At 61.4% G+C, this 21,120-nt stretch carries 26 protein-coding genes; 20 read left to right on the forward strand and 6 right to left on the reverse strand.

Annotated features, from left to right (window positions below):
• Nucleotides 1–2: 2 nt before the first annotated feature.
• On the reverse strand, nt 3–353 hold the full coding sequence (locus AC3ISR_RS14200; protein ID WP_192300012.1) for a hypothetical protein: 351 nt from the start codon (nt 351–353) through the stop codon (nt 3–5).
• 213 nt (nt 354–566) lie between these two features.
• On the opposite strand from AC3ISR_RS14200, the gene AC3ISR_RS14205 reads away from it, so the two are divergent.
• From AC3ISR_RS14205 to AC3ISR_RS14255, 11 genes are all read left to right on the forward strand, one after another.
• The gene (locus AC3ISR_RS14205) at nt 567–869 is read left to right on the forward strand and encodes a DUF1883 domain-containing protein (protein ID WP_003173824.1); all 303 of its coding nucleotides are present in this window, start codon (nt 567–569) and stop codon (nt 867–869) included.
• Between the two features lie 26 nt (nt 870–895).
• Nucleotides 896–1,060 (forward strand): hypothetical protein, encoded by a 165-nt coding sequence (locus AC3ISR_RS14210; RefSeq protein ID WP_463983768.1) that lies wholly within the window; start codon nt 896–898, stop codon nt 1,058–1,060.
• A gap of 4 nt (nt 1,061–1,064) precedes the next feature.
• The gene (alkB, locus tag AC3ISR_RS14215; protein ID WP_489324258.1) at nt 1,065–1,730 is read left to right on the forward strand and encodes a DNA oxidative demethylase AlkB; all 666 of its coding nucleotides are present in this window, start codon (nt 1,065–1,067) and stop codon (nt 1,728–1,730) included.
• A 76-nt stretch (nt 1,731–1,806) separates the two neighbouring features.
• Nucleotides 1,807–2,853, forward strand: coding sequence for a bifunctional DNA-binding transcriptional regulator/O6-methylguanine-DNA methyltransferase Ada (gene ada, locus AC3ISR_RS14220; RefSeq protein WP_489324259.1), 1,047 nt, complete (start codon nt 1,807–1,809; stop codon nt 2,851–2,853).
• 105 nt (nt 2,854–2,958) lie between these two features.
• The gene (locus tag AC3ISR_RS14225) at nt 2,959–4,023 is read left to right on the forward strand and encodes an NAD(P)H-dependent flavin oxidoreductase (protein ID WP_489324260.1); all 1,065 of its coding nucleotides are present in this window, start codon (nt 2,959–2,961) and stop codon (nt 4,021–4,023) included.
• Between the two features lie 113 nt (nt 4,024–4,136).
• Nucleotides 4,137–4,889, forward strand: coding sequence for a molybdate ABC transporter substrate-binding protein (gene modA / locus AC3ISR_RS14230; protein WP_489324261.1), 753 nt, complete (start codon nt 4,137–4,139; stop codon nt 4,887–4,889).
• The gene (modB, locus tag AC3ISR_RS14235) at nt 4,890–5,570 is read left to right on the forward strand and encodes a molybdate ABC transporter permease subunit (protein WP_192300007.1); all 681 of its coding nucleotides are present in this window, start codon (nt 4,890–4,892) and stop codon (nt 5,568–5,570) included.
• Between the two features lie 5 nt (nt 5,571–5,575).
• Entirely contained in the window at nt 5,576–6,655 is a 1,080-nt protein-coding gene (gene modC, locus AC3ISR_RS14240; protein WP_463983773.1) for a molybdenum ABC transporter ATP-binding protein, read from the forward strand.
• Between the two features lie 76 nt (nt 6,656–6,731).
• Entirely contained in the window at nt 6,732–7,769 is a 1,038-nt protein-coding gene (locus tag AC3ISR_RS14245; RefSeq protein WP_192300005.1) for a DNA topoisomerase IB, read from the forward strand.
• 124 nt (nt 7,770–7,893) lie between these two features.
• Nucleotides 7,894–9,516, forward strand: a complete 1,623-nt coding sequence (locus AC3ISR_RS14250; protein ID WP_192300004.1) for an ABC-F family ATP-binding cassette domain-containing protein — start codon at nt 7,894–7,896, stop codon at nt 9,514–9,516.
• 69 nt (nt 9,517–9,585) lie between these two features.
• Complete coding sequence (locus tag AC3ISR_RS14255) at nt 9,586–10,290, forward strand: YoaK family protein (RefSeq protein WP_192300003.1); 705 nt, start codon at nt 9,586–9,588, stop codon at nt 10,288–10,290.
• A gap of 144 nt (nt 10,291–10,434) precedes the next feature.
• Here AC3ISR_RS14255 and AC3ISR_RS14260 read toward each other — a convergent pair whose 3' ends face one another.
• A complete protein-coding gene (locus AC3ISR_RS14260) occupies nt 10,435–10,788 on the reverse strand; it encodes a hypothetical protein (protein ID WP_489324262.1) in 354 nt (117 codons plus the stop codon).
• Between the two features lie 145 nt (nt 10,789–10,933).
• Between AC3ISR_RS14260 and AC3ISR_RS14265 the strand changes: the two genes are divergently transcribed.
• Nucleotides 10,934–11,149, forward strand: a complete 216-nt coding sequence (locus AC3ISR_RS14265; protein ID WP_192300001.1) for a hypothetical protein — start codon at nt 10,934–10,936, stop codon at nt 11,147–11,149.
• 154 nt (nt 11,150–11,303) lie between these two features.
• Here AC3ISR_RS14265 and AC3ISR_RS14270 read toward each other — a convergent pair whose 3' ends face one another.
• The 3 genes from AC3ISR_RS14270 to AC3ISR_RS14280 all read right to left on the reverse strand — a co-directional run bounded on the left by AC3ISR_RS14270 (nt 11,304) and on the right by AC3ISR_RS14280 (nt 12,594).
• Complete coding sequence (locus tag AC3ISR_RS14270; RefSeq protein ID WP_192300000.1) at nt 11,304–11,615, reverse strand: AzlD domain-containing protein; 312 nt, start codon at nt 11,613–11,615, stop codon at nt 11,304–11,306.
• Nucleotides 11,612–12,307, reverse strand: coding sequence for an AzlC family ABC transporter permease (locus AC3ISR_RS14275; RefSeq protein ID WP_192299999.1), 696 nt, complete (start codon nt 12,305–12,307; stop codon nt 11,612–11,614). The genes AC3ISR_RS14270 and AC3ISR_RS14275 overlap by 4 nt, the downstream gene beginning before the upstream one ends.
• A gap of 71 nt (nt 12,308–12,378) precedes the next feature.
• Nucleotides 12,379–12,594 carry a hypothetical protein gene (locus AC3ISR_RS14280; protein WP_025856028.1) on the reverse strand — a complete coding sequence of 72 codons (216 nt, stop codon included), beginning with the start codon at nt 12,592–12,594 and terminating at the stop codon, nt 12,379–12,381.
• 176 nt (nt 12,595–12,770) lie between these two features.
• Here AC3ISR_RS14280 and AC3ISR_RS14285 point away from each other — a divergent pair, with 176 nt between their 5' ends.
• The 8 genes from AC3ISR_RS14285 (at nt 12,771) to AC3ISR_RS14320 (ending at nt 20,322) form a co-directional block, all read left to right on the forward strand.
• Nucleotides 12,771–13,127, forward strand: a complete 357-nt coding sequence (locus tag AC3ISR_RS14285; protein ID WP_192299998.1) for a metalloregulator ArsR/SmtB family transcription factor — start codon at nt 12,771–12,773, stop codon at nt 13,125–13,127.
• A 19-nt stretch (nt 13,128–13,146) separates the two neighbouring features.
• On the forward strand, nt 13,147–14,430 hold the full coding sequence (locus AC3ISR_RS14290; RefSeq protein WP_226456863.1) for an arsenic transporter: 1,284 nt from the start codon (nt 13,147–13,149) through the stop codon (nt 14,428–14,430).
• 1 nt (nt 14,431) lies between these two features.
• On the forward strand, nt 14,432–14,902 hold the full coding sequence (locus AC3ISR_RS14295; protein ID WP_192299996.1) for an arsenate reductase ArsC: 471 nt from the start codon (nt 14,432–14,434) through the stop codon (nt 14,900–14,902).
• A 48-nt stretch (nt 14,903–14,950) separates the two neighbouring features.
• On the forward strand, nt 14,951–15,562 hold the full coding sequence (locus AC3ISR_RS14300) for a LysE family transporter (protein WP_192299995.1): 612 nt from the start codon (nt 14,951–14,953) through the stop codon (nt 15,560–15,562).
• A 318-nt stretch (nt 15,563–15,880) separates the two neighbouring features.
• Nucleotides 15,881–16,153: a hypothetical protein gene (locus AC3ISR_RS14305; RefSeq protein WP_192299994.1), complete on the forward strand. Its 273-nt coding sequence runs from the start codon at nt 15,881–15,883 to the stop codon at nt 16,151–16,153.
• A gap of 223 nt (nt 16,154–16,376) precedes the next feature.
• Entirely contained in the window at nt 16,377–19,091 is a 2,715-nt protein-coding gene (gene mgtA, locus AC3ISR_RS14310) for a magnesium-translocating P-type ATPase (RefSeq protein WP_463983777.1), read from the forward strand.
• Nucleotides 19,092–19,152: 61 nt separating this feature from the next.
• Complete coding sequence (locus AC3ISR_RS14315; RefSeq protein WP_226456866.1) at nt 19,153–19,500, forward strand: DUF2493 domain-containing protein; 348 nt, start codon at nt 19,153–19,155, stop codon at nt 19,498–19,500.
• Between the two features lie 18 nt (nt 19,501–19,518).
• Nucleotides 19,519–20,322 (forward strand): hypothetical protein, encoded by an 804-nt coding sequence (locus AC3ISR_RS14320; protein ID WP_489324263.1) that lies wholly within the window; start codon nt 19,519–19,521, stop codon nt 20,320–20,322.
• Here AC3ISR_RS14320 and AC3ISR_RS14325 read toward each other — a convergent pair.
• On the reverse strand, nt 20,319–21,008 hold the full coding sequence (locus AC3ISR_RS14325) for a tellurite resistance TerB family protein (protein WP_463983780.1): 690 nt from the start codon (nt 21,006–21,008) through the stop codon (nt 20,319–20,321). The genes AC3ISR_RS14320 and AC3ISR_RS14325 overlap by 4 nt on opposite strands.
• Nucleotides 21,009–21,120 lie beyond the last annotated feature (112 nt).

Below are 21,120 nucleotides of genomic sequence, written 5' to 3' on the forward strand. Positions count from 1 at the left end.
CATCAGCCAGAAATGCAATCTTCCCCAGCCTTTTTCACATCACCCGGACGGATCGGCACATTGGACATGCTCTCGTAGAGCTTGATGCTACTGCCGCTGGAGCGTTCTTCAATTTCAAAAATCGCGGAAGGGTCGGCGGAAAACTTCTGCGGCACGATCACCCGTACACCATCCTTGTGCGGCTCGATCTGCGGCGGACGACGGGTGGTCGATAGTTTGCGCACCACACAAGCGGCATATTCCTGCGGCTTCTTGCCGGAAATGACCGCAAGGGTGGGCGGGGTCTGCTTGATATCGGCAACCGAAGCACAGCCACCTATCGCCAGGGCCAGAACCAACACACTCCACTTCATATAAAACCTCCGATAAAGACCCTACGACAGCGGGGATGGTAATTTTCTCCCGCCCACGTAGGATTTATCCCTGATAACTCGAGAAAAAACTGTTTTAAATTGTCGATGTCACCGACAACGGCCCGATAATAAAAGCGCTGGGGCTGATAAACTCTATCTTAACCTACGTATCGTTCTGATTTTTCAGAAAAAGTCCTTCTGGAGACGCCCCCCATGAAATTCATCCACCAGCGCGAGCACCTCAATGAGGGAGACATTGTCGTCATCGAATGCTCACAGACTTGTAATATCCGTCTGATGAGCGACGCAAATTTCCGCAGCTTCAAGAATGGCGGCCGCCACACCTACCACGGCGGCGCGTTCGACAAGTTCCCAGCCAAGATCACCGCACCGAGCACCGGTTTCTGGAACATCACGCTGGATGTGGTCACCCGCCGCGCCATCAGCGTGACCCGCAAACCAGCGCTGTCCCACAAGATCCGTATCGTCCGTCGTACCAGCACCAAACTGAGCTGATCCGGGCCCTTCACAGGAAACAAGCAGTGACCACCACCAAATACGTCATCAAGTACAAACTCAACGGCGAGCGCCGTTTCGAGTTCGCCCAACTGCACAGCAACAGCGTGGAAGAAGCCAAGCAAGCCCTGGCCAAGATTCACGATACCAGTGATGAAATTACCGACATCACTGTGAGCAAGGCGCTGTAAGCCGATGTCCGGCCCCACTGCTGACCTGTTTGCCGATGACGCCCTGCAACAACCCGCAGGGCGTGAACAAATCGGCGATGAGTCCTACGTGCTAAGGGGCTACGCCCTGCCCTGGATCGATCGCCTTCTGCCCGCGCTACGCGGCATTCTGGCGCAATCCCCGTTTCGGCAAATGGTGACCCCGGGCGGCTTTACCATGTCGGCAGCACTGAGCAGTTGTGGTGCGCTGGGCTGGACCAGCGCGCACCACGGCTACCGCTACACCTCGCTGGACCCGCGCAGCCAGCAGCCTTGGCCAGCGATGCCCGATGAGCTGCGTGAACTGGCCGTGCTGGCCGCGTCAGATGCCGGTTTCATCGACTTCAACCCCGACGCCTGCCTGATCAACCGCTACGTTGCGGGTGCGAAAATGTCCCTGCACCAGGACAAGAATGAACGGCGCTTCGACGCGCCCGTGGTATCGGTGTCCCTCGGTTTGCCGGCGATTTTCCTGTTTGGTGGCCATGAACGCAGTGACAAGACGCAAAAAATTTCGCTGTTTCATGGTGACGTGGTGGTGTGGGGCGGCGTTGACCGCCTGCGTTTTCACGGCGTGATGCCAATCAAGGAAGGCCTGCACCCGATCATGGGCCCGCAACGCATCAACCTGACGTTTCGCACGGCAGGATAATTCGAGCGCAAGCTTCAGAGTGTCAGGCCGGTGCGCTGCGTTTAACCTACGCATCTCCATTCAGAGTGCAGAGGCCATGAAAACCGAACAAGACCCGCGCTGGGCCGCCGTCGTCGCCCGCGACCCCAAGGCCGATACGCTGTTCGTCTATGCGGTCAAAACCACCGGTGTGTATTGCCGCCCCAGCAGCGCCTCGCGGCTGCCACGCCCGGAAAACATCCAGTTCTTCGACACTGCGGCGCAAGCCGAGGCCGCAGGCTATCGCGCGAGTAAACGCGCGGCCGGCGATCAGACCCAATTGGCGGAACACCACGCGCACCTGGTGGCCGAGGCGTGCCGCCAGATTGAGCAGGCCGACGCCCCGCCCAGCCTCAGCACGCTGGCCGCGCACGCCGGGCTCAGCCCCTACCATTTTCATCGCGTGTTCAAAGCCGTCACCGGCCTGACGCCCAAGGCGTACGCCAACGCCCGGCGCTCACGCAAAGTGCGCGAGGCGCTCAAGGGCCGGCATTCGGTCACAGATGCGCTGTATGACGCCGGCTTCAACTCCAACAGCCGCTTTTATGAATCTGCCGACCAACTGCTCGGCATGACGCCCAGCGACTACAAGGCCGGCGGCACCAACAGCGCAATGTTGTTTGCCGTCGGCCAATGCTCGTTGGGGGCGATTCTGGTCGCACAAAGTCACCGTGGCGTCTGCGCGATCCTGCTGGGCGATGACCCGGATGCGCTGGTGCGTGATCTACAGGATCAGTTCCCCAAGGCCGAACTGGTGGGCGCTGACCGTGGCTTTGAACAGTTGATCGCGCAAGTCGTGGGTTTTATCGAAACCCCCGCCCTGGGCCTGGACTTGCCGCTGGACCTGCGTGGCACGGCCTTTCAGCAACGGGTATGGCAAGCTTTGCGGGACATCCCCCTGGGTAGCACCGCCAGCTATGCGCAGATCGCCGAGCGTATCGGCGCGCCCAAGTCGTACCGCGCGGTGGCCCAGGCCTGTGGGGCAAACAACCTGGCGGTGGCCATTCCCTGTCACCGCGTTGTGCGCAGCAACGGCGAGCTATCGGGTTACCGCTGGGGGGTGGAACGCAAGCGGCGCTTGCTGGAGCGCGAAGGCCAGCCTTGAGCAACACGAAAATGTACCTGCGTCCAGTGAATAAAACAGACTGGCCGACCGCCAAGGGCCCTGCTAAAACAGCGAAAAATCCTACTAAAGCTGGAGACGCACCCCATGAGCACCTGGCCAGACACCCGCCTTCTTGACCTGCTGGGCATTGAAGTGCCGATCATTCAAGCGCCGATGGCCGGGGCGACGACCGCTGCCATGGTCATCGACGCCAATGCGGCCGGCGCGCTCGGCTCGCTGCCGGCGGCAACCCTGAGCATCGAGCAACTGCGTGAAGCCTTGACCACTATCCGCCAAGGCAGCACGCGCCCGATCAACGTCAACTTCTTCTGCCACCAACCGCCCGAACCGGATGAAGCCGGCGATCAGCGCTGGAAAGCATTGCTGGAACCCTACTACCGCGAACTGGGCGCTGACTTCGAGGCGCCTACGCCGGTATCCAATCGTGCGCCGTTCAACGACGCCGCCTGCCAAGTGGTTGAAGAGTTCCGCCCCGAAGTGGTCAGTTTCCACTTCGGCCTGCCGGAAAAAGGCTTGCTGGAGCGTGTGAAAGCTACCGGGGCGAAGGTACTGTCATCGGCCACGACTGTCGAAGAAGCAATCTGGCTGGAACAACACGGCTGCGACGCGATCATTGCCATGGGCATTGAAGCTGGCGGGCATCGTGGGATGTTCCTGAGCGACGACCTCAACACTCAAATCGGTTTGTTCGCGCTGCTGCCGCAGATCGTCGACGCCGTGAATGTACCGGTGATTGCCGCCGGAGGTATTGCCGACGCGCGTGGGATTGTGGCGGCGTTCGCCTTGGGCGCTTCCGCCGTGCAGGTAGGAACGGCGTATCTATTTACGCCCCAAGCCAGCGTCAGCGCAGCCCACCACTATGCACTGCGCCATGCCCAGGCGAGTGAAACCGCGCTGACCAACCTGTTCACCGGCCGGCCGGCACGCGGCATCCTCAACCGGGTCATGCGCGAGTTGGGCCCGATCAATATCCTGGCGCCGGCATTTCCAAGGTCCGGGGGCGCGCTGATGCCGCTCAAGGCCAAGGATGAAGCGGGTTTCAGCAACCTGTGGTCAGGCCAGGCGTTGCGCCTGGGCAAAGAGCTGTCCACCTATGACCTGACGCGCCAATTGGCCGAACAGACCCTGGCCAAACTCAACAAGAACTGACACCTGGGGCAACTTGGCACTGTACCGGCAATGGCCAACCGCTATATATTCCCGTAGATAGCGGTAAAGCCTTCTCCCTATAACAAGCCGTACACCCTTTAAGGAGCTGCTCTATGAAGATTCGTGCCTCACGCCTGGCCGCGTTGGTCGCCGCCCTCGCCTTTGGTGCGGCCCACGCCGACGAAGTGCAAGTCGCCGTCGCCGCCAACTTCACCGCACCGATCCAGGCAATTGCCGCCGATTTCGAAAAAGACACCGGCCACAAACTGGTCGCGGCCTACGGCGCCACCGGCCAGTTCTACACCCAGATCAAGAACGGCGCGCCATTCGAAGTGTTCCTTGCCGCCGATGACACCACCCCGCAAAAGCTGGAAACCGAAGGCGACACCGTCAAAGGCTCGCGCTTCACCTACGCCGTCGGCACCCTGGCGCTGTGGTCGGCCAAAGACGGTTATGTAGACGCCAAGGGTGAGGTCTTGAAGAAGAACGAATTCAAGCACCTGTCCATCGCCAACCCGAAAGCTGCGCCATACGGCCTGGCCGCGACCCAAGTGCTGGCCAAAGAAGGCCTGACCGACAAGGTCAAGGACAAGCTCGTCGAAGGCCAGAACATCACCCAGGCCTATCAGTTCGTCTCCACCGGGAATGCCGAAGTGGGCTTCGTGGCCTTGTCGCAGATCTATAAAGACGGCAAAGTCACCAGCGGTTCGGCGTGGATTGTCCCTTCGTCCCTGCATGACCCGATCAAACAGGACGCGGTGATCCTCAACAAGGGCAAGGACAGCGTGGCTGCCAAGGCCTTGGTTGAATACCTGAAAGGGCCGAAGGCCGCGGCCGTTATCAAGTCCTACGGTTACGAGCTCTAAATGCCGCTAACGAGTGCCGATTTTTCCGCCATCTGGTTGACCATCAAGCTGGCGTCACTGACCACAGTGATCCTACTGGTCATCGGCACTCCGATTGCCCTGTGGCTGTCGCGCACCCGTTCCTGGTGGCGCGGCCCCATCGGTGCAATCGTCGCCTTGCCATTGGTGTTGCCACCGACGGTCATCGGCTTCTACCTGCTGTTGACCATGGGCCCCAACGGTTACTTCGGCCAGTTCACCCAATGGCTGGGCCTGGGTACCCTGACTTTCAGCTTCTCCGGGCTGGTGATCGGCTCGGTGATCTATTCCATGCCATTCGTGGTGCAGCCGCTGCAAAACGCGTTCTGCGCTATCGGCACACGTCCTTTGGAAGTCGCCGCGACATTGCGCGCCAATCCTTGGGACACCTTCTTCAGCGTAATCCTGCCCCTGGCTCGCCCCGGCTTTATCACCGCTGCGATCCTCGGCTTTGCCCACACCGTCGGTGAGTTCGGCGTGGTACTGATGATCGGTGGCAATATCCCGGACAAGACCCGCGTGGTCTCGGTGCAGATCTACGACCATGTCGAAGCCATGGAATATGCCCAGGCCCATTGGCTGGCGGGCTCCATGGTGGTGTTCGCGTTCCTCGTGTTGCTGGCGCTCTACTCAAGCCGTAAAACCAAGATGGGTTGGAGCTGACCACGATGATTGATGCACGCCTGCAATTGAACTACTCGGGCTTTTCCCTCGACGTGAACCTGCAACTGCCCGGTCGTGGCGTGACGGCGTTGTTCGGCCATTCCGGCTCCGGCAAGACCACCTGCCTGCGTGCCATCGCCGGGCTGGAACGGGCCGAACACGGTTTTGTGAAGATCAACGACGAAGTCTGGCAAGACAGCGCCAAGGGCCTGTTCGTACCGCCGCACAAACGCGCGCTGGGTTATGTGTTTCAAGAGGCGAGTCTGTTCCCGCATTTGTCGGTGCGCGCCAACCTGGAATTCGGCCTCAAGCGCATTGCACGTCAGCAACGTCGCGTAGACATGGGCCACGCCACCGCACTGCTGGGCATCGGCCACTTGCTCGAGCGCCACCCCCAGCACTTGTCCGGCGGCGAGCGCCAACGCGTCGGCATCGCCCGAGCCCTGCTCACCAGCCCCCGGTTGCTGTTGATGGATGAACCCCTGGCGGCCCTCGACAGCGAGCGCAAAGGCGAAATCCTGCCGTATCTCGAACGCCTGCACGATGAGCTGGACATCCCGGTGCTGTACGTCAGCCATGCCCAGGATGAAGTCGCCCGCCTGGCCGATCACCTTGTCTTGCTCAGTGACGGCAAGGCCCTGGCCAGTGGCCCCATCGGTGAAACCCTGGCACGGCTCGATCTGCCCATGGCCTCGGGCGACGACGCCGGCGTAGTGATCAATGGCACGGTCAGCGCCTATGACACACATTACCAACTGCTGACCCTGCAACTGCCCGCCAGTGCCTTGCACATGCGCGTGGCCCATGCGCCGCTGGCGGTGGGCAAGGCGCTGCGGATCAAGGTGCAGGCGCGTGACGTAAGCCTCAGCCTGCAGGCGGAAGAACACAGCAGCATCCTCAATCGCCTGCCAGTGACGGTCACCCAGGAAATCGGCGCCGACAATAACGCCCACGTGCTGGTACGCCTGGATGCCGCAGGCACACCGTTGCTGGCGCGCATCACGCGTTTTTCCCGCGACCAGTTGCAACTGCATCCCGGCCAGACGCTGTGGGCGCAGATCAAGGCGGTGGCGGTCCTCGCCTGAGCAAGCTTTTGGCACGACTGCACACGGCTGCGGTCAATCAGGCATACCGGCCTGATTGTTGCCAAGGAACCGCACCATGCCTGACACCGACCTCCCCCATGACCTGCATTACGTCGACGACACCCAGCCCGGCATCCGCCGCAAGACGCTGCGGGGCAAGTTCCAGTACTTCGATACCCGCGGGGTACGCATCCGCGACGCCGATGAAATCCAGCGCCTGAACGCCCTGGCCGTGCCGCCCGCCTATACCGACGTATGGATCTGCGCCGACCCGCGTGGACATCTCCAGGCCACCGGCCGGGATGCCCGCGGGCGCAAGCAGTATCGCTACCACGCACGCTGGCGCGAAGTGCGCGACAGCGACAAATACTCGCGCCTGCAGGCATTCGGCAAGGCCCTGCCCAAGCTGCGCAAGCAACTGCAAGCGCAAATCGCCGCGCCGGGATTCACCCGCGAAAAGGTCCTGGCCACGGTGGTGATGCTGCTCGACGCCACACTGATTCGCGTCGGCAACACCCAATACGCACGGGACAACAAATCCTACGGACTGACGACCCTGCGCAACCGCCATGTGGGTATCAAGGGCAGCGAGATCCGCTTCCAGTTCCGTGGCAAAAGTGGCGTCGAACATCAGGTCAGCGTCAAGGACCGGCGCCTGGCCACGGTGGTCAAGCGCTGCCTGGAGTTGCCGGGACAGAACCTGTTCCAGTACCTGGACGAAGACGGCGAGCGCCATACCGTCAGTTCCCAGGATGTGAACGCGTATCTGCACAGCCTCACCGGCGCCGACTTCACCGCCAAGGACTACCGCACCTGGGCCGGCACCGCACTGGCACTCGCGGTATTGCGTGAGTTGGAGTGGCAGCCGGAATCCGACGCCAAGCGCCACGTGGTGGCGACGGTCAAGGACGTCGCCAAGCAACTGGGCAACACCCCGGCGGTGTGCCGCAAATGTTATATCCACCCGGCTGTGCTGGAGCATTTCAGCCTGGGTGAACTGTCCAGGCTGCCCAAGCCACGGGGACGCAAAGGGCTCAAGGCGGAAGAGGTGGCGCTGGCGATGTTTCTGGAGCAGCTAGCCGCAGACTTGCCGAAAAAAGCCCAGCCGGGTTAGGCTTTGCATCCCTTCTGACTCCCGGGACGACCGCCGACGTGAACAGCTAAGCCTTCCAAAATGTATCTGCAACAAGCCGCCCGGCGCGCTTGTTGGCCTGTTCGACATTTTTCTGGAGGTGCTGATGACTGACGTCAAACGCCTGCCCGCATTGGTTTCCCTGCAACACCTGTGCTTTCAGTTCGCCAATGGCGAAACATTGCTGCAAGACCTGACCCTGTCCATCGACCACACGCCGACCGGCATCGTCGGGCGCAACGGACGGGGCAAAAGTATCCTCGCCCAATTGATTGCCGGGCGGCTGCAGCCCTCCACTGGCACACTGAATCGTACCGCCAGCGTGGCTTACGTGCCGCAAAGCCTGGATGTCGCCCAAGGCGACACCATCGCCCATCTGACAGGCACAGCACTGACCTTGGCTGCACTTGAACGCATGGCCGAGGGCACTGCGCAGCTGCACGATCTAGAGCTGATCGATGATCGCTGGGACCTGCGCGAACGCCTGTGCAGCGCGCTGGATAGCGCAGGGTTGGCGCACCTCGCGCCGCAAAGCCCGGCCGCTCAGCTCAGCGGTGGCCAATTGGCACGGGTCGCGCTGATCGGCGCGTTGCTGGCGGCCCCACAACTATTAGTGCTCGATGAACCCACCAACCACCTCGACAGCCGCGGCCGCGACTGGCTGCTGCAACAGTTGGCGGGTTGGCGCGGCGGCCTGGTGGTGGTCAGCCACGACCGGCAACTGCTCAACAGCCTGGGGCGCATCATCGAACTCTCGCCCCTTGGCGCCCAGGTCTATGGCGGCAACTACGATGCCTACCGCCTGCAACGCGACGCCGAACAGCAGGCTGCGGTCGCGGCCCTGGAACATGCCCGCCTGGCCCGCAGCCGCGAAAGACGGCGCCTGCAAACCGAGCATGACAGCCTGCAACGCCATGCCGCGCGCGCGCGCAAACAAGCCGAAACGGCTAACGTGGACCGCTTCACCAAGGCACGCTGGAAAAGTACCGCCAGCGAAATCGTCAGCACTGTGCGCAGCGCGCACTCGGCCCACAAGCACGAACTCGACGCCCAGGTGCGTCAGGCCTACGAGCGGGTGCAAGATGAAACGCCGACCTTGCTGGCGCTGCCCGCCTCGACCGTGCCCAAGCGGCGACAGGTGCTGGGCCTGGTGGATGTTCAACTGCCGTGGCTACCGCACACCCGCCTCAACCTTCATCTTGCGGGCGCCGTTCGCGTCGCCGTGCGCGGGCCGAACGGCTGCGGCAAGTCCACGTTGCTCGCGGTGCTGGCGGGCCAATGGCGGGCGGTCAGTGGGGTCTGCAGCGTACATGTGCCCTGCGCCTATATTGATCAACACCTCGCGTTACTCGACGATCAACGCTCCGTCATCGAGCAGCTCCAGCTACTCGGCACACCGATGGCCGAAGCCGAACTGCGTACACGTTTGGCGCTGTTGCAACTGGACGCCTTGCGGGTGACTCAACCGCTTGGGCAGCTCAGTGGCGGCGAACGCATAAAGGCGGCGATGGCGATTGCCTTATGGCGCGCAACGCCGGCACAGTTGCTGCTGTTGGACGAGCCGACCAACCATTTGGATCTGGAGTCGATACTCGCGTTTGAACAGGCGTTACACGGTTTTACCGGCGCGCTGTTGGTGGCGTCCCACGATCAAGCGTTCATGCGTGCAATCCGGCCGACGCACTGTTTGACCTGGGAAAACGAGGGCTGGCGCCTGGAGTGTGTCTGAGGTCATTGCGCGGGGTGTCAAAGCGTCCTACCGTAGTGGCCGAATAATTTCACCCAGGAGCCCGGCCCCATGCTGCCTTCGTCCCCCAAGCCATACGTGAATGCTGCACTTGCCCACCGCCAGCGCTGGCGCGGCCGGGTCGGGATGATGCTGGTGGCCAGCCTTTCGGTGTTGGCGGGCATGACCGATGCGATTGGCTTTATGGCCAGTGGTGATTTTGTTTCGTTCATGAGCGGCAACACCACGCGCCTGGCGGTGGCGATCAGTGCGGGAGATCTGGGCTTGACGGGACGCTTGCTGTTGCTCGTCGCTACCTTTGTCATCGGCAACGCGTTGGGCGTGGTGGTCAGCCGCTTCAGCCGTCGGCATGCCCTGCCGCTGCTGCTGTGTATTGCCGCCTTGTTGTGCGTTGGCGCCTGGTTGCCGATGGTCGATGCGCTACCCGCCTTGCTGGCGGCAATCCTGGCGATGGGCATGCTCAATGCGGCGGTCGAAGAGGTCAACGGTTTGCCGGTGGGGCTGACGTACGTGACGGGCGCGCTGTCGCGCTTTGGCCGCGGCCTGGGGCGCTGGTTGCTGGGAGAACGCCGCAATGGCTGGCGTGTGCAACTGATTCCGTGGACTGGAATGTTTGTCGGCGCGGTGATCGGGGCGGTGCTTGAGCAGCAGATGGGCCTCAAGGCGCTGCTGGTCAGCGGCGGATTGGCAGCGGCGTTGGGGGTCTTGTCGCTGAAGATTCCTCGGCGCTGGCACTTGGGTTATATGCCCCGCTAGAGGAAAAAGATGCTCGTCCGACGCTTCGGCCTCGACGTCCGTGTACTGGTAAAGAGCCATCACGCCGAACGAGCGGGGGGAATGATAAGCCAATGTCCGGCGGCTGTCCCGCCGGGCAATTCCTAAATCCGCTAAGGCAATGGATTACAGGCAAGTCGCGAGTGCTGCCAGGCGACGCTTGGCAGGCATGTTGTCTTCAATGGCGTAGTACTTGACGCTGGCACCCGCACCCGCGCTTTGCACGTCGACAAAGTAGTCGCCGCCGGTGGTGTACACGGTAAAACCACCCGCCCCGTTCGGCTCCTTGAAGCCGCCGGCGTCCACGCCAAATACGCTCTCATCCTGCCAGCCGAACTGGATGCACTGCGCAACCACCAACGTGGCTTTGTCCGAAGCCAGGGTTTTGTAGGGCGTACCGGAGCGCGCCTCTTTCATCTTCGAACCTGCGCAACCGACCAACGCTGCCAGTACCAATGCGCCCATTACCACTTTGTGCATGCCATTGCTCCACAGGAAAAAACGCGACTCTACCATTTGCGCGCGACGGCGGGGCCAAAGCTGGCGCGGTCTGGCACATGGCATTATGATGCCGCGGTTGATCTCACTGAGGAGGTCAACGGGATATTCTCTACAAGGAAGCGTCATGAAAGATTTCGTCATCAGCGTCAACAACACCGTTCTCTACATCGCCTTGGCCTTTGTTTGGCTGATTGGCCTGGTGTCGATGTTCAGTGCGAGCTTTCTGTCGGGCCTGGCGGTCCTGGTCGGCGGTACGTTGACGTGGTGCATCATCTCCGGCTTCTGGTTCGTCCAGTCGGCCACGTATGAAGAACTGCGCAAGCTCAACGCCAAGAGCTGATATGACACGGCAGCCCCATACGGGGCTGCCTTGCTGTCGGCGGGATGAATTTAGTTTCACTGTGAAGGGAGAACGCGCCACCTATAGTGGCCGGGCTCATTTTTAGAAGCCTCCCTTCTGCCCGCCCTCCCGCGGGCTTTTTTTCGCCTGGAGGTCAGAGCAGCCAGCGCAACAGATAGAACAACGCCATGCTCAGCAGCACAGTGAGCAACACGTTGCGCGTCCAGTACATCAACGCCACCGCGCTGATGCCCGCGAGCAAGTACGGGTTGGCCGGGCTCAGGTTGAGTTGGTGGTCGGCGAGAAAAATGATCGGCCCGCAGATCGCCGTGAGCATGCCCGGCACCGCAAACCCAAGAAACTCCCGCGCGCCGCGGTTGAGGCGCACCGGCAGGCGCGGCTCGATAAACAGATAGCGGTTGAGAAATACTGCCAGGCCCATCGCCACAATCATGATGAAGATCATTGCTGCCCTACCCCCAATCGCTTGCACGCATAGCCTGCGCTCATCCCCAGTACACCGGAGACCACCACCGCCGACTCCCAGTGCAGGAAGCTCAGCCAGACCGAAAACAGCAACGCCACGGCCACGCAGACCACGGTCGGCACATCGCGCACCACCGGGGTGATCAGCGCGATAAAGGTGGCGGCGATGGAAAACTCCAGGCCCAGTTGATCCAGGCCGGGAATGCTCTTGCCAAGCACGATGCCGGCCAGGGTGAACAGATTCCAGACGATGTAGAACGTCAGGCCGACCCCCAGTGCGTACCAGCGGTTGAAGGTGTCGCGATCATAGTGGCTGACCAGGGCGAAGAATTCGTCGGTGAGCAAAAAGCCCAGGCTCATGCGCCAGCGCGTGTTGAGCGCCGACAGCGTGGGACGCATGTGCATGCCATAGAGCAGATGCTGGGAAGTCAGCAGCACAGTGGTCAGCAGGATGGAAATCAGGCTCGCGCCGCTCTTGACCATGCCAATGGCCACCAACTGCGCAGCACCGGCGAACACGATGGCCGACAACCCTTGAGCTTCCAGCGGGGTGAATTGCGCATCGATGGCCATGGAGCCGGCCAGCAGCCCCCACGGCGCACAGGCCAGGGACAATGGAATGACGGCGATGGCGCCGCGTGCGAAGGCGTAATGAGGCAAGGCGGTAGGCATGGAAACAGCTCATCGACAGACAGTCGACAAGCATGCCAGCGCAACGAGGGGCTTGTCTTGAACGATCTTGCTCAGGCGAGCCGCACAGACACCTGTTCCACCGAGTCCCGCGCTTCGCGCAACTCGTGGGCGTCTTGATTCAAGCGATGAATAGTATTGAGCAAGCGCTGGCGCAGCACTTCATCGCCGAGTTTTTCGACGGCGCGCATCAGGTCGAACGCCGCGGTTTCGTTATTTTCCGCGACGGAATCGAGGGTCTTGCGCAGGTTGCGAGTGGCACGGGTCACGCGGGGGCTTCCTTCATCAGCAATGGGCAGGCACTTTAGGACATTCGTGTTTCATTTTAATTTCAAACACTTGTGGCTGATTTGAGGAGCGTTGATCCATATCAATCGTAACCGGATTTGACCTATACATATGGAAATACGTATATTCGAATTTCCATATGTATAGGGCCAAGGCCATGTCCGAGCTCATCTCCCCTCCCACGCTGTTCAAATGCCTGGCCGATGCCACCCGCGCACGCATGACGTTATTGATCCTGCGTGAAGGCGAACTTTGCGTGTGCGAACTGATCCATGCCTTGGATGACAGCCAGCCGAAAATTTCTCGTCACCTGGCGCAATTGCGCAGTTGCGGGTTGATGCTGGATCGTCGCCAGGGTCAATGGATCTACTACCGCATCAATCCCGCACTGCCCTCCTGGGTCACCCAAGTGCTGGAGATCACCTTGCAAGCCAACCTGCCGTGGTTGCAGACCGACGCCGAGCGTCTGGATGCAATGGGCGACCGACCACAACGGGCCAGCAGTTGCTGCTGAGCCATCGGAGTTTTTATTCATGCTTGTCGCCATTGGCATCTTTATTTTCACCATCGTATTGGTCATCTGGCAGCCCAAGGGCCTCGGGGTCGGCTGGAGCGCGACGATGGGCGCGATCCTGGCCCTTGCCTGCGGCGTGATCAGCCTGGGGGATATTCCGGTGGTGTGGCACATCATCTGGAACGCCACCGGCACGTTTGTCGCCCTGATCATCATCAGCCTGCTACTCGATGAGGCCGGCTTCTTTGCCTGGACCGCGTTACATGTGGCGCGCTGGGGACGTGGGCGCGGGCGACGATTGTTCGCCTATATGGTGCTGCTCGGCGCGCTGGTCTCGGCACTGTTTGCCAATGACGGTGCGGCGCTGATCCTCACGCCTATTGTTATGTCGATGCTGCTGGCGCTGCGTTTCTCGCCGGCGGCGACCCTGGCCTTTGTCATGGGCGCGGGGTTTATCGCCGATACTGCGAGCCTGCCGTTGGTGGTGTCGAACCTGGTGAATATCGTCTCGGCGGATTACTTCAAGATCGGCTTCAACGAATACGCAGCGGTAATGGTGCCGGTGAACTTCGTCAGCGTCGCTGCCACCCTGGCCGTATTGTTGTGGTTTTTCCGCCGCGATATTCCGCAGGCCTACGACCCGGCCGACCTCGAAGAACCGGCCCATGCCATTCATGACCGCGCCACGTTCCGCGCTGGCTGGTGGGTGTTGGGCATCCTGCTGATCGGCTGTTTTGCCCTTGAGCCGCTGGGCATTCCCATCAGCGCGATTTCTGCCGCTTGCGCCCTGCTCCTGCTGGTCATTGCCGCCAAGGGTCATAAGATCTCCACACGCAAAGTGCTCAAGGAAGCCCCGTGGCAGATCGTGGTTTTTTCCCTGGGCATGTATCTGGTGGTCTACGGCTTGCGCAACGCCGGCCTCACCACGTACCTCGCGACCTGGCTCGACACCTTCGCCACCTACGGCGTATGGGGCGCCGCGATGGGCACCGGGGTTCTGACGGCGTTGCTGTCTTCGGCGATGAACAACCTGCCGACGGTGTTGATCGGCGCACTGTCGATCGAGTCCAGCCATGCCGTGGGCGTGGTCAAGGACGCGATGATCTACGCCAACGTGATCGGCAGCGACCTTGGTCCGAAAATCACCCCGATTGGCAGCCTGGCCACGTTGCTGTGGCTGCATATCCTCGCGCGCAAAGGCATCACCATCACCTGGGGCTATTACTTCAAGGTCGGCATCGTGCTGACCTTGCCGGTACTGTTGATCACCCTTGCCGCCCTGGCCTTGCGTTTGAGTATCTGAAATGAAAGTCCTGTTCATGTGTACCGCCAACAGCTGCCGCAGCATCTTGTCCGAAGCCGTGTTCAACCACTTGGCGCCGCAGGGTTTCGAGGCCATCAGTTCAGGCAGTTTCCCCAAGGGCCAGGTGCTCCCGCGCAGCTTGAGCACGCTGGAAGCCGCCGGCATCCGCACCGCGGGTCTGTACAGTAAAGGCAATGACGCGTTTGAAGGCTGCCCGCCGGATCTGGTGATCACCGTCTGCGACAAGGCCGCCGGTGAAGCCTGCCCGGTGTATTTCGGGCCAGCACTCAAGGCCCACTGGGGGCTTGAAGACCCTTCGGATGTGCAAGGCGACGAAGCCATGCTCAATGCCGCTTTCCAGGCCACGCTGGAAACCATCGAGTGCCGCTGCCGGGCGTTTTTCGCCCTGCCCTTTGCGCGCCTCGGCGCGGCCGAATTGAAGGCGGAACTTGAGCGCATTGGATTGCTGTAACGGAAATCTGCAGCGTATGCTCCCGCACTTTCCTGAAAGGACGCGGGCATGCTGACGATCTTCTTTTACGCGCTGGTTTTTGGTTTTGTGTTTTGCCTATCTCCCGGTGCCGTGCTGGCGGAGACCCTGCGTCGTGGCTTGCTCCAAGGTTTTACCCCGGCGCTGCTGGTACAAATCGGATCGCTGGTGGGCGACGCGGTATGGGCGGTGATTGGCCTTACGGGGATTGCACTGCTGATCCAGCATGACGCCGTGCGCGTGCCGCTGACCGTGGCCTGTGCGCTGTACCTGGCCTGGCTCGGCGTGCGCAGCCTGCTCGACGCCTGGAATTTGCCGGACGCCGACAGCGCGCCAGCCAGTTCGGCGAAAAATGCACTGGCCGTCGGCGCGACGATTTCCTTGGCCAACCCGAAAAACATCGTCTATTGGGGCGCCTTGGGCAGTGCGCTGTCGGGCATTGTCGGCGCGACGCCGAGCCACGGGCAGACGTTGATGTTCTTTGCCGGCTTCATGCTGGCTTCAGTGCTGTCGTGCTTCCTGATTGCCGCGCTGGTGAACCTGCTGCGCCAGAATGCATCGCCCACTTGGCAACGCGTCAGTTATGGCGCCTGTGGCGTGGTGTTGATCTACTTGGCCATTCTCGCGGCACAAGGCATTTAAAGTTATATATCGACTAACTTCCAAGTGCCTCTTGTCTGAATGAACTCTGAACGCCGGGCATTTTAATTAATCATGCGTTGACATTTTGTAACTGCCTGAGTAGATTGCCCCTGCCCGCAACTGGGGCCTTTTTTAAACCTCACAAAAGAAGCCAATGGACACAGTATCTAGTCGCTGTCCGAGCACCGCGTTTGCGGGCATCGGGCGCCAAACCCAGAATATGACAGGACTCGCCTCCCCGGTCCGGTAAGCTGCGCTAGAGCTCGATGCTCCACCGTAACTGCCTCGCCGGTCGCCCGTCCGGTCCCGAGGTGTGTTATGACCTTCCAAGCCTTTGTTTTACATGATGTTCGCACCTTGGCCGCAGCCCTGCGCGCCAAGCTGTGCCGCACGCCTGGCGGTTTTTCCGCGGGCCGCTCGGCCTTTGCCACACCCTCCCCCAAAGTGCGTCCGGCGCATCCGCTGGCGCATTGGCGTATCTGCCCACACAGCGGCCAACTGGTGCAGCACTGGGATCACGCCGACCCTCAAGATCCACAGAGACCGAAGGTTTCCAGCCTGGGTCTTTACGTGAGCGCACGCGCCGCTTAAACCCGCTGGAAACAGCAACTAACTGATTATGACCCTGGAGTTCTTTATGAACTATTCCAGTTGTAACTCGCTGCGCGCTAATTAATTAACGCCGCAACAACCGTTGCCCAGACACTTTATTTAAACCGATCGCGAAGTCCGCGGCTCGGCATGCTTTCGCTCGCCTGTCAGCAGGTAAGTACCGGGTATGTTTTGTCGAGAATTGGCGACAGGAGTACAGCAAATGAGCGCCGTAAAAAACACGCCACTGCACAACAAAAAAACCAGCGACGCCGACACCAGACTGTCGATGCGCGCCGCCCGCGAAGCCCACAACGGTCTGTCGGCCACACTCGCCAACGTACGCGCCACCCGGGACGGCCTGACCGAACTGGATGCCCAAGCGCGCCTGCAACGCGAGGGCTACAACGAAGTGGCCCATGACAAGCCGCCACACGCCATCGTCCAGTTCCTGCAAGCACTGAACAACCCGTTCATCTACGTGTTACTGACCCTGGGCGGCATCAGCTTCGTCACCGACTATTGGCTGCCGTTGCAAGCCGGTGAAGAGGTCGACCTGACCAAAGTCATCATTATCATGACCATGGTCATGCTCAGCAGCCTGCTGCGTTTCTGGCAGGAGCACCGCTCGGCGAAATCCGCCGAAGCCTTGAAAGCCATGGTGCGCACCACCGCCACCGTACTGCGCCGCGAACAGGTCGGCGCCCAACCGACCCTGCGTGAAGTGCCGATGCGCGATCTGGTGGCCGGCGACATCGTGCAGCTGTCGGCCGGCGACATGATCCCGGCCGACATCCGCCTGATCGAGTCCCGCGACTTGTTTATCAGCCAGGCGGTCCTCACCGGCGAAGCCTTGCCGGTGGAAAAATACGACACCCTCGGCGACGTCACACAAAAGTCCGCCGCGCCCCTGGCCGCCGACCAAGGTAACCTGCTGGACCTGCCGAACATCTGCTTCATGGGCACCAACGTGGTCAGCGGTCGCGCCACCGCCGTGGTGGTCGCCACCGGCTCGCGCACGTACTTTGGCTCCCTGGCCAAGGCGATTGTCGGCTCACGGGTGCAGACCGCGTTCGACCGTGGGGTCAACAGCGTCAGCTGGCTGCTGATCCGCTTCATGCTGGTGATGGTGCCGATCGTGTTCCTGCTCAACGGCTTCTCCAAGGGTGACTGGGGCGATGCGTTCCTGTTCGCCCTGGCGGTTGCCGTGGGCCTGACCCCGGAAATGCTGCCGATGATCGTCAGCGCCAACCTGGCCAAAGGCGCCACGGCGATGGCCAAGCGCAAGGTGGTGGTCAAGCGCCTCAACGCGATCCAGAACTTCGGGTCGATGGACGTGCTGTGCACTGACAAGACCGGCACCCTGACCCAGGACAAGATCATCCTCGAACACCACGTCAACGCCTTCGGCCAACGTGATGATGCGGTGCTGTCCCTGGCGTGGCTCAACAGCCATCACCAAAGCGGCATGAAAAACCTGATGGATCAGGCCGTCGTGCAGTTCTCGGAGCAGAACCCGAAGTTTCAGGTGCCGTTTGCCTACAGCAAGGTCGATGAATTGCCGTTCGATTTTGTGCGCCGTCGCCTGTCCATTGTGGTCAAGGACGCCGCCGATGATCAGTTGCTGGTGTGCAAGGGCGCGGTTGAGGAGATGTTGAGCATTTCCACCCACGTCATGGAGGGCGGTGACGCCATACCGCTGGATGAGCGCCGCCGCACCGAATTGCTGGCGCTGGCCAACGACTACAACGAAGACGGCTTCCGCGTATTGGTGGTGGCCACGCGCAATATTCCCAAGGCGTTGTCCCGCCAGCAATACACCACCGCCGATGAGCGCAACCTGGTGATCCAGGGCTTCCTGACCTTCCTTGACCCACCAAAGGAAACCGCCGGCCCGGCAATTGCCGCGCTGCAACAAATCGGCGTAGCGGTAAAAGTGCTGACCGGCGACAACGCCGTGGTCACCAGCAAGATCTGTCGTCAGGTCGGCCTTGAACCTGGCCAGCCGCTGCTCGGCGCGGAAATCGAAGCGATGGACGACGCCACCCTGTTGCGCCGCGTCGAAGAACGCACGGTGTTTGCCAAGCTGACCCCGCTGCAAAAATCCCGTGTGCTCAAGGCCCTGCAAGCCAACGGCCATACCGTGGGTTTCCTCGGCGACGGCATCAACGATGCACCGGCACTGCGCGACGCCGACGTGGGTATCTCGGTGGACAGCGGTACCGACATCGCCAAGGAATCAGCCGACATCATCCTGTTGGAAAAGAGCCTGATGGTGCTCGAAGAAGGCGTGCTCAAGGGCCGCGAAACCTTCGGCAACATCATGAAGTACCTGAACATGACCGCCAGCTCCAACTTCGGCAACGTGTTCTCGGTACTGGTGGCCAGTGCATTTATCCCGTTCATGCCAATGTTGGCGATCCATTTGCTCCTGCAAAACCTGATGTACGACATCTCCCAGTTGGCCCTGCCGTGGGACAAGATGGACAAGGAATACCTGGCCAAGCCACGCAAGTGGGATGCGAAAAACATCGGCCGCTTCATGATCTGGATCGGGCCGACCTCGTCGATCTTCGACATCACCACCTTTGCCCTGATGTGGTACGTGTTCAGCGCCAACAGCGTGGAAATGCAGACCCTGTTCCAGTCCGGCTGGTTTATCGAGGGCCTTCTCTCGCAAACCCTGGTGGTGCACATGTTGCGCACCCGCAAGATCCCGTTCTTCCAAAGCACCGCCGCGTGGCCGGTGTTGATGATGACCTGCGTGGTGATCGCGCTGGGGATCTACGTACCGTTCTCGCCCCTGGGCACCCTGGTCGGCCTGCAACCGCTGCCGCTGGCGTACTTCCCATGGCTGGTGGGCACCCTGCTCAGCTACTGCTGCGTGGCCCAACTGATGAAAACGATCTACATCCGCCGCTTCAAGCAGTGGTACTGATCCCCGCCGTTCAAACGGTGGCGGTCGCCCGGCCGTCACCGTGCATCACAAGGATTCGAATATGCGCGTGTTGATCTGTGCAGGTCGTCATTACGCTGACACCCGAAAGTCCCGCCAAGTGCTGGACGCTTACCACCGCCTGTACCCGGTGCAGGTATTGATCCACGGCGGCAACCAATTCCTTGGCAGTGACGTCGAGGAATGGGCGCGGGAACTCGGCATCGACGTGGTGCGCTACCCGCCCAACTGGCAGCGCCACGGCAAGCAGGCGGAACGCCAGCGCAACCATTTCATGCTGACCGACAGCCGCCCCGACGTGGTCATCGCCCTGCCGGGTGGTGACGACACCTCGGAGCTGGTGTGCCAGGCCAAAGCCAGCGGCATTTCGGTGCTTACCGTAGAAAGCTGAATTCAAGGGAGGTGCATCATGCACAACAAACACACCCCGAAGCGCCGGGACGGCTTCGCCAAATACCGCGCGCGTCATGCTCGCGACGTGCGTCACAGCTTGTTGCTGTTGCCGCCCGCAAAGCGCCGCGCGCTTCAACGCAACCTGATTTTCATCGGTTTGACCCTGGCCTTGCTGCTGATCATTGCGCTGCTGTCCAAGGCCCATGCCGCCGGCGGGGCTTATGTCGTCGACGATGGCGCGATCAATGCGCCGGGGGAATGCAACGTCGACGCCTGGTTCACTGCCAACCGCCACGACGGCAGCACGCACAGTGAAACCCTATCGCCCGCCTGCACCTTCAGCGGCTTGCCGTCAGTGCAGTGGGGCGCGGCGCTGTCACGGGCCGGCGGTGAAACTCAGGCCAACCCGCAGCTCAAGGCGCAGGTGCTGTCGCGCAGTAGCGTGCAGATCGCCGTATCGGCCGGGGCGCACCTCGCCCTTGACCGTCGGCACGCGTTTGATGGCGCGGACCTGAACGTGCCGCTGACCTGGCAACCCGTGCAGGCGCTGCGCCTGAACCTCAACGCGGGCTGGACGCATGCCTACGACGACGGTGAGCAAAACCACCGCCCGACCTGGGGCACGGGGGTGGAGTACCAGACGGCGCAGTGGCTGACGCTGATCGCCGAACGCTACGGTCAGCAAGGCGGCGATCAGGCTTGGCAGGCCGGGCCGCGCGTGCACCTCGGCGAGTTGCTTGATGTGGACCTGGTGGTCGGGCGCAGCCTGATCGGTGAGCGCAACCAATGGTTGACCACCGGCGCCACGTTGCGCTTCTAGGCTTTGGCCTGGCGCTCCAGGTGCAGTTGCAGTTGTGGGTCGAGTTGCAGCTGCGCCGCGAGGTCATCCAGATAATTGCGCTCAGCGTCCTGCTGATCGTCCACCAGCATCACACTGGCCAGGTACACCTCGGCGGCCACTGCCGGGTCGCCGGCAAATTCGGCAAAGTCCGCCGCATCCAGGGGTTTGGCGACTTCGGTGTCGAGCCACTGTTGCAGCTGCGTGTCGTCCGTATGCTGGCGCAGCTCATTGGAAATCATCTGCTGCTCCTTTTCATCAATGCGCCCATCGGCCTTGGCCGCCGCAATCAACGCGCGCAACACCGCATGGCTGTGGGCTTCGGCTTCAGGGCCGGCGAGTTGGTCGGCCGTCTGGAAGGCTGCCTGCGGTTTACTCGCTTGCTGGCTCTGCCACGCCTGATACGCCTGGAAGGCCATCATGCCCAGGGATGCCAGCGCCGCGTAATTCATCCCGCCTGCACGTCCCTGTGCCGGACGCGCCGTAGCGCCACCCAGCATGCCGCCGAGGCCGCCCAGCAAATCCCCCAGACCGCCGCCGGCCGAGGCATTGCCGGTGCGGGTGCCTTTCAGTAAGCCGCCGAGCAGTCCGCCCAGGCCACCGCCCGAGGAGGCACCGCCCGCTTGCCCGGCGCGCAACAGTTGTTCGAGTAGATCGCTGGTGTTCATGGTGTCACCCTCCGAGGGCGCAGTGTTGGCGTCTAACAACCATAGCCCGCGCCTGCCGGAACACCATGACCGCCGGGCGGGCACAGCTTATGATGGCGCCACCGCGCCTTCA

The organism is Pseudomonas sp. GL_117, assembly GCF_057835125.1.

Coding starts and splice junctions, on each gene's coding strand:
- AC3ISR_RS14200 (WP_192300012.1), bottom strand. CDS start 353: ATGAAGTGGAGTGTGTTGGTTCTGGCCCTGGCGATAGGTGGCTGTGCT.
- AC3ISR_RS14205 (WP_003173824.1), top strand. CDS start 567: ATGAAATTCATCCACCAGCGCGAGCACCTCAATGAGGGAGACATTGTC.
- alkB (WP_489324258.1), top strand. CDS start 1,065: ATGTCCGGCCCCACTGCTGACCTGTTTGCCGATGACGCCCTGCAACAA.
- ada (WP_489324259.1), top strand. CDS start 1,807: ATGAAAACCGAACAAGACCCGCGCTGGGCCGCCGTCGTCGCCCGCGAC.
- AC3ISR_RS14225 (WP_489324260.1), top strand. CDS start 2,959: ATGAGCACCTGGCCAGACACCCGCCTTCTTGACCTGCTGGGCATTGAA.
- modA (WP_489324261.1), top strand. CDS start 4,137: ATGAAGATTCGTGCCTCACGCCTGGCCGCGTTGGTCGCCGCCCTCGCC.
- modB (WP_192300007.1), top strand. CDS start 4,890: ATGCCGCTAACGAGTGCCGATTTTTCCGCCATCTGGTTGACCATCAAG.
- modC (WP_463983773.1), top strand. CDS start 5,576: ATGATTGATGCACGCCTGCAATTGAACTACTCGGGCTTTTCCCTCGAC.
- AC3ISR_RS14245 (WP_192300005.1), top strand. CDS start 6,732: ATGCCTGACACCGACCTCCCCCATGACCTGCATTACGTCGACGACACC.
- AC3ISR_RS14250 (WP_192300004.1), top strand. CDS start 7,894: ATGACTGACGTCAAACGCCTGCCCGCATTGGTTTCCCTGCAACACCTG.
- AC3ISR_RS14255 (WP_192300003.1), top strand. CDS start 9,586: ATGCTGCCTTCGTCCCCCAAGCCATACGTGAATGCTGCACTTGCCCAC.
- AC3ISR_RS14260 (WP_489324262.1), bottom strand. CDS start 10,788: ATGCACAAAGTGGTAATGGGCGCATTGGTACTGGCAGCGTTGGTCGGT.
- AC3ISR_RS14265 (WP_192300001.1), top strand. CDS start 10,934: ATGAAAGATTTCGTCATCAGCGTCAACAACACCGTTCTCTACATCGCC.
- AC3ISR_RS14270 (WP_192300000.1), bottom strand. CDS start 11,615: ATGATCTTCATCATGATTGTGGCGATGGGCCTGGCAGTATTTCTCAAC.
- AC3ISR_RS14275 (WP_192299999.1), bottom strand. CDS start 12,307: ATGCCTACCGCCTTGCCTCATTACGCCTTCGCACGCGGCGCCATCGCC.
- AC3ISR_RS14285 (WP_192299998.1), top strand. CDS start 12,771: ATGTCCGAGCTCATCTCCCCTCCCACGCTGTTCAAATGCCTGGCCGAT.
- AC3ISR_RS14290 (WP_226456863.1), top strand. CDS start 13,147: ATGCTTGTCGCCATTGGCATCTTTATTTTCACCATCGTATTGGTCATC.
- AC3ISR_RS14295 (WP_192299996.1), top strand. CDS start 14,432: ATGAAAGTCCTGTTCATGTGTACCGCCAACAGCTGCCGCAGCATCTTG.
- AC3ISR_RS14300 (WP_192299995.1), top strand. CDS start 14,951: ATGCTGACGATCTTCTTTTACGCGCTGGTTTTTGGTTTTGTGTTTTGC.
- AC3ISR_RS14305 (WP_192299994.1), top strand. CDS start 15,881: ATGACCTTCCAAGCCTTTGTTTTACATGATGTTCGCACCTTGGCCGCA.
- mgtA (WP_463983777.1), top strand. CDS start 16,377: ATGAGCGCCGTAAAAAACACGCCACTGCACAACAAAAAAACCAGCGAC.
- AC3ISR_RS14315 (WP_226456866.1), top strand. CDS start 19,153: ATGCGCGTGTTGATCTGTGCAGGTCGTCATTACGCTGACACCCGAAAG.
- AC3ISR_RS14320 (WP_489324263.1), top strand. CDS start 19,519: ATGCACAACAAACACACCCCGAAGCGCCGGGACGGCTTCGCCAAATAC.
- AC3ISR_RS14325 (WP_463983780.1), bottom strand. CDS start 21,008: ATGAACACCAGCGATCTACTCGAACAACTGTTGCGCGCCGGGCAAGCG.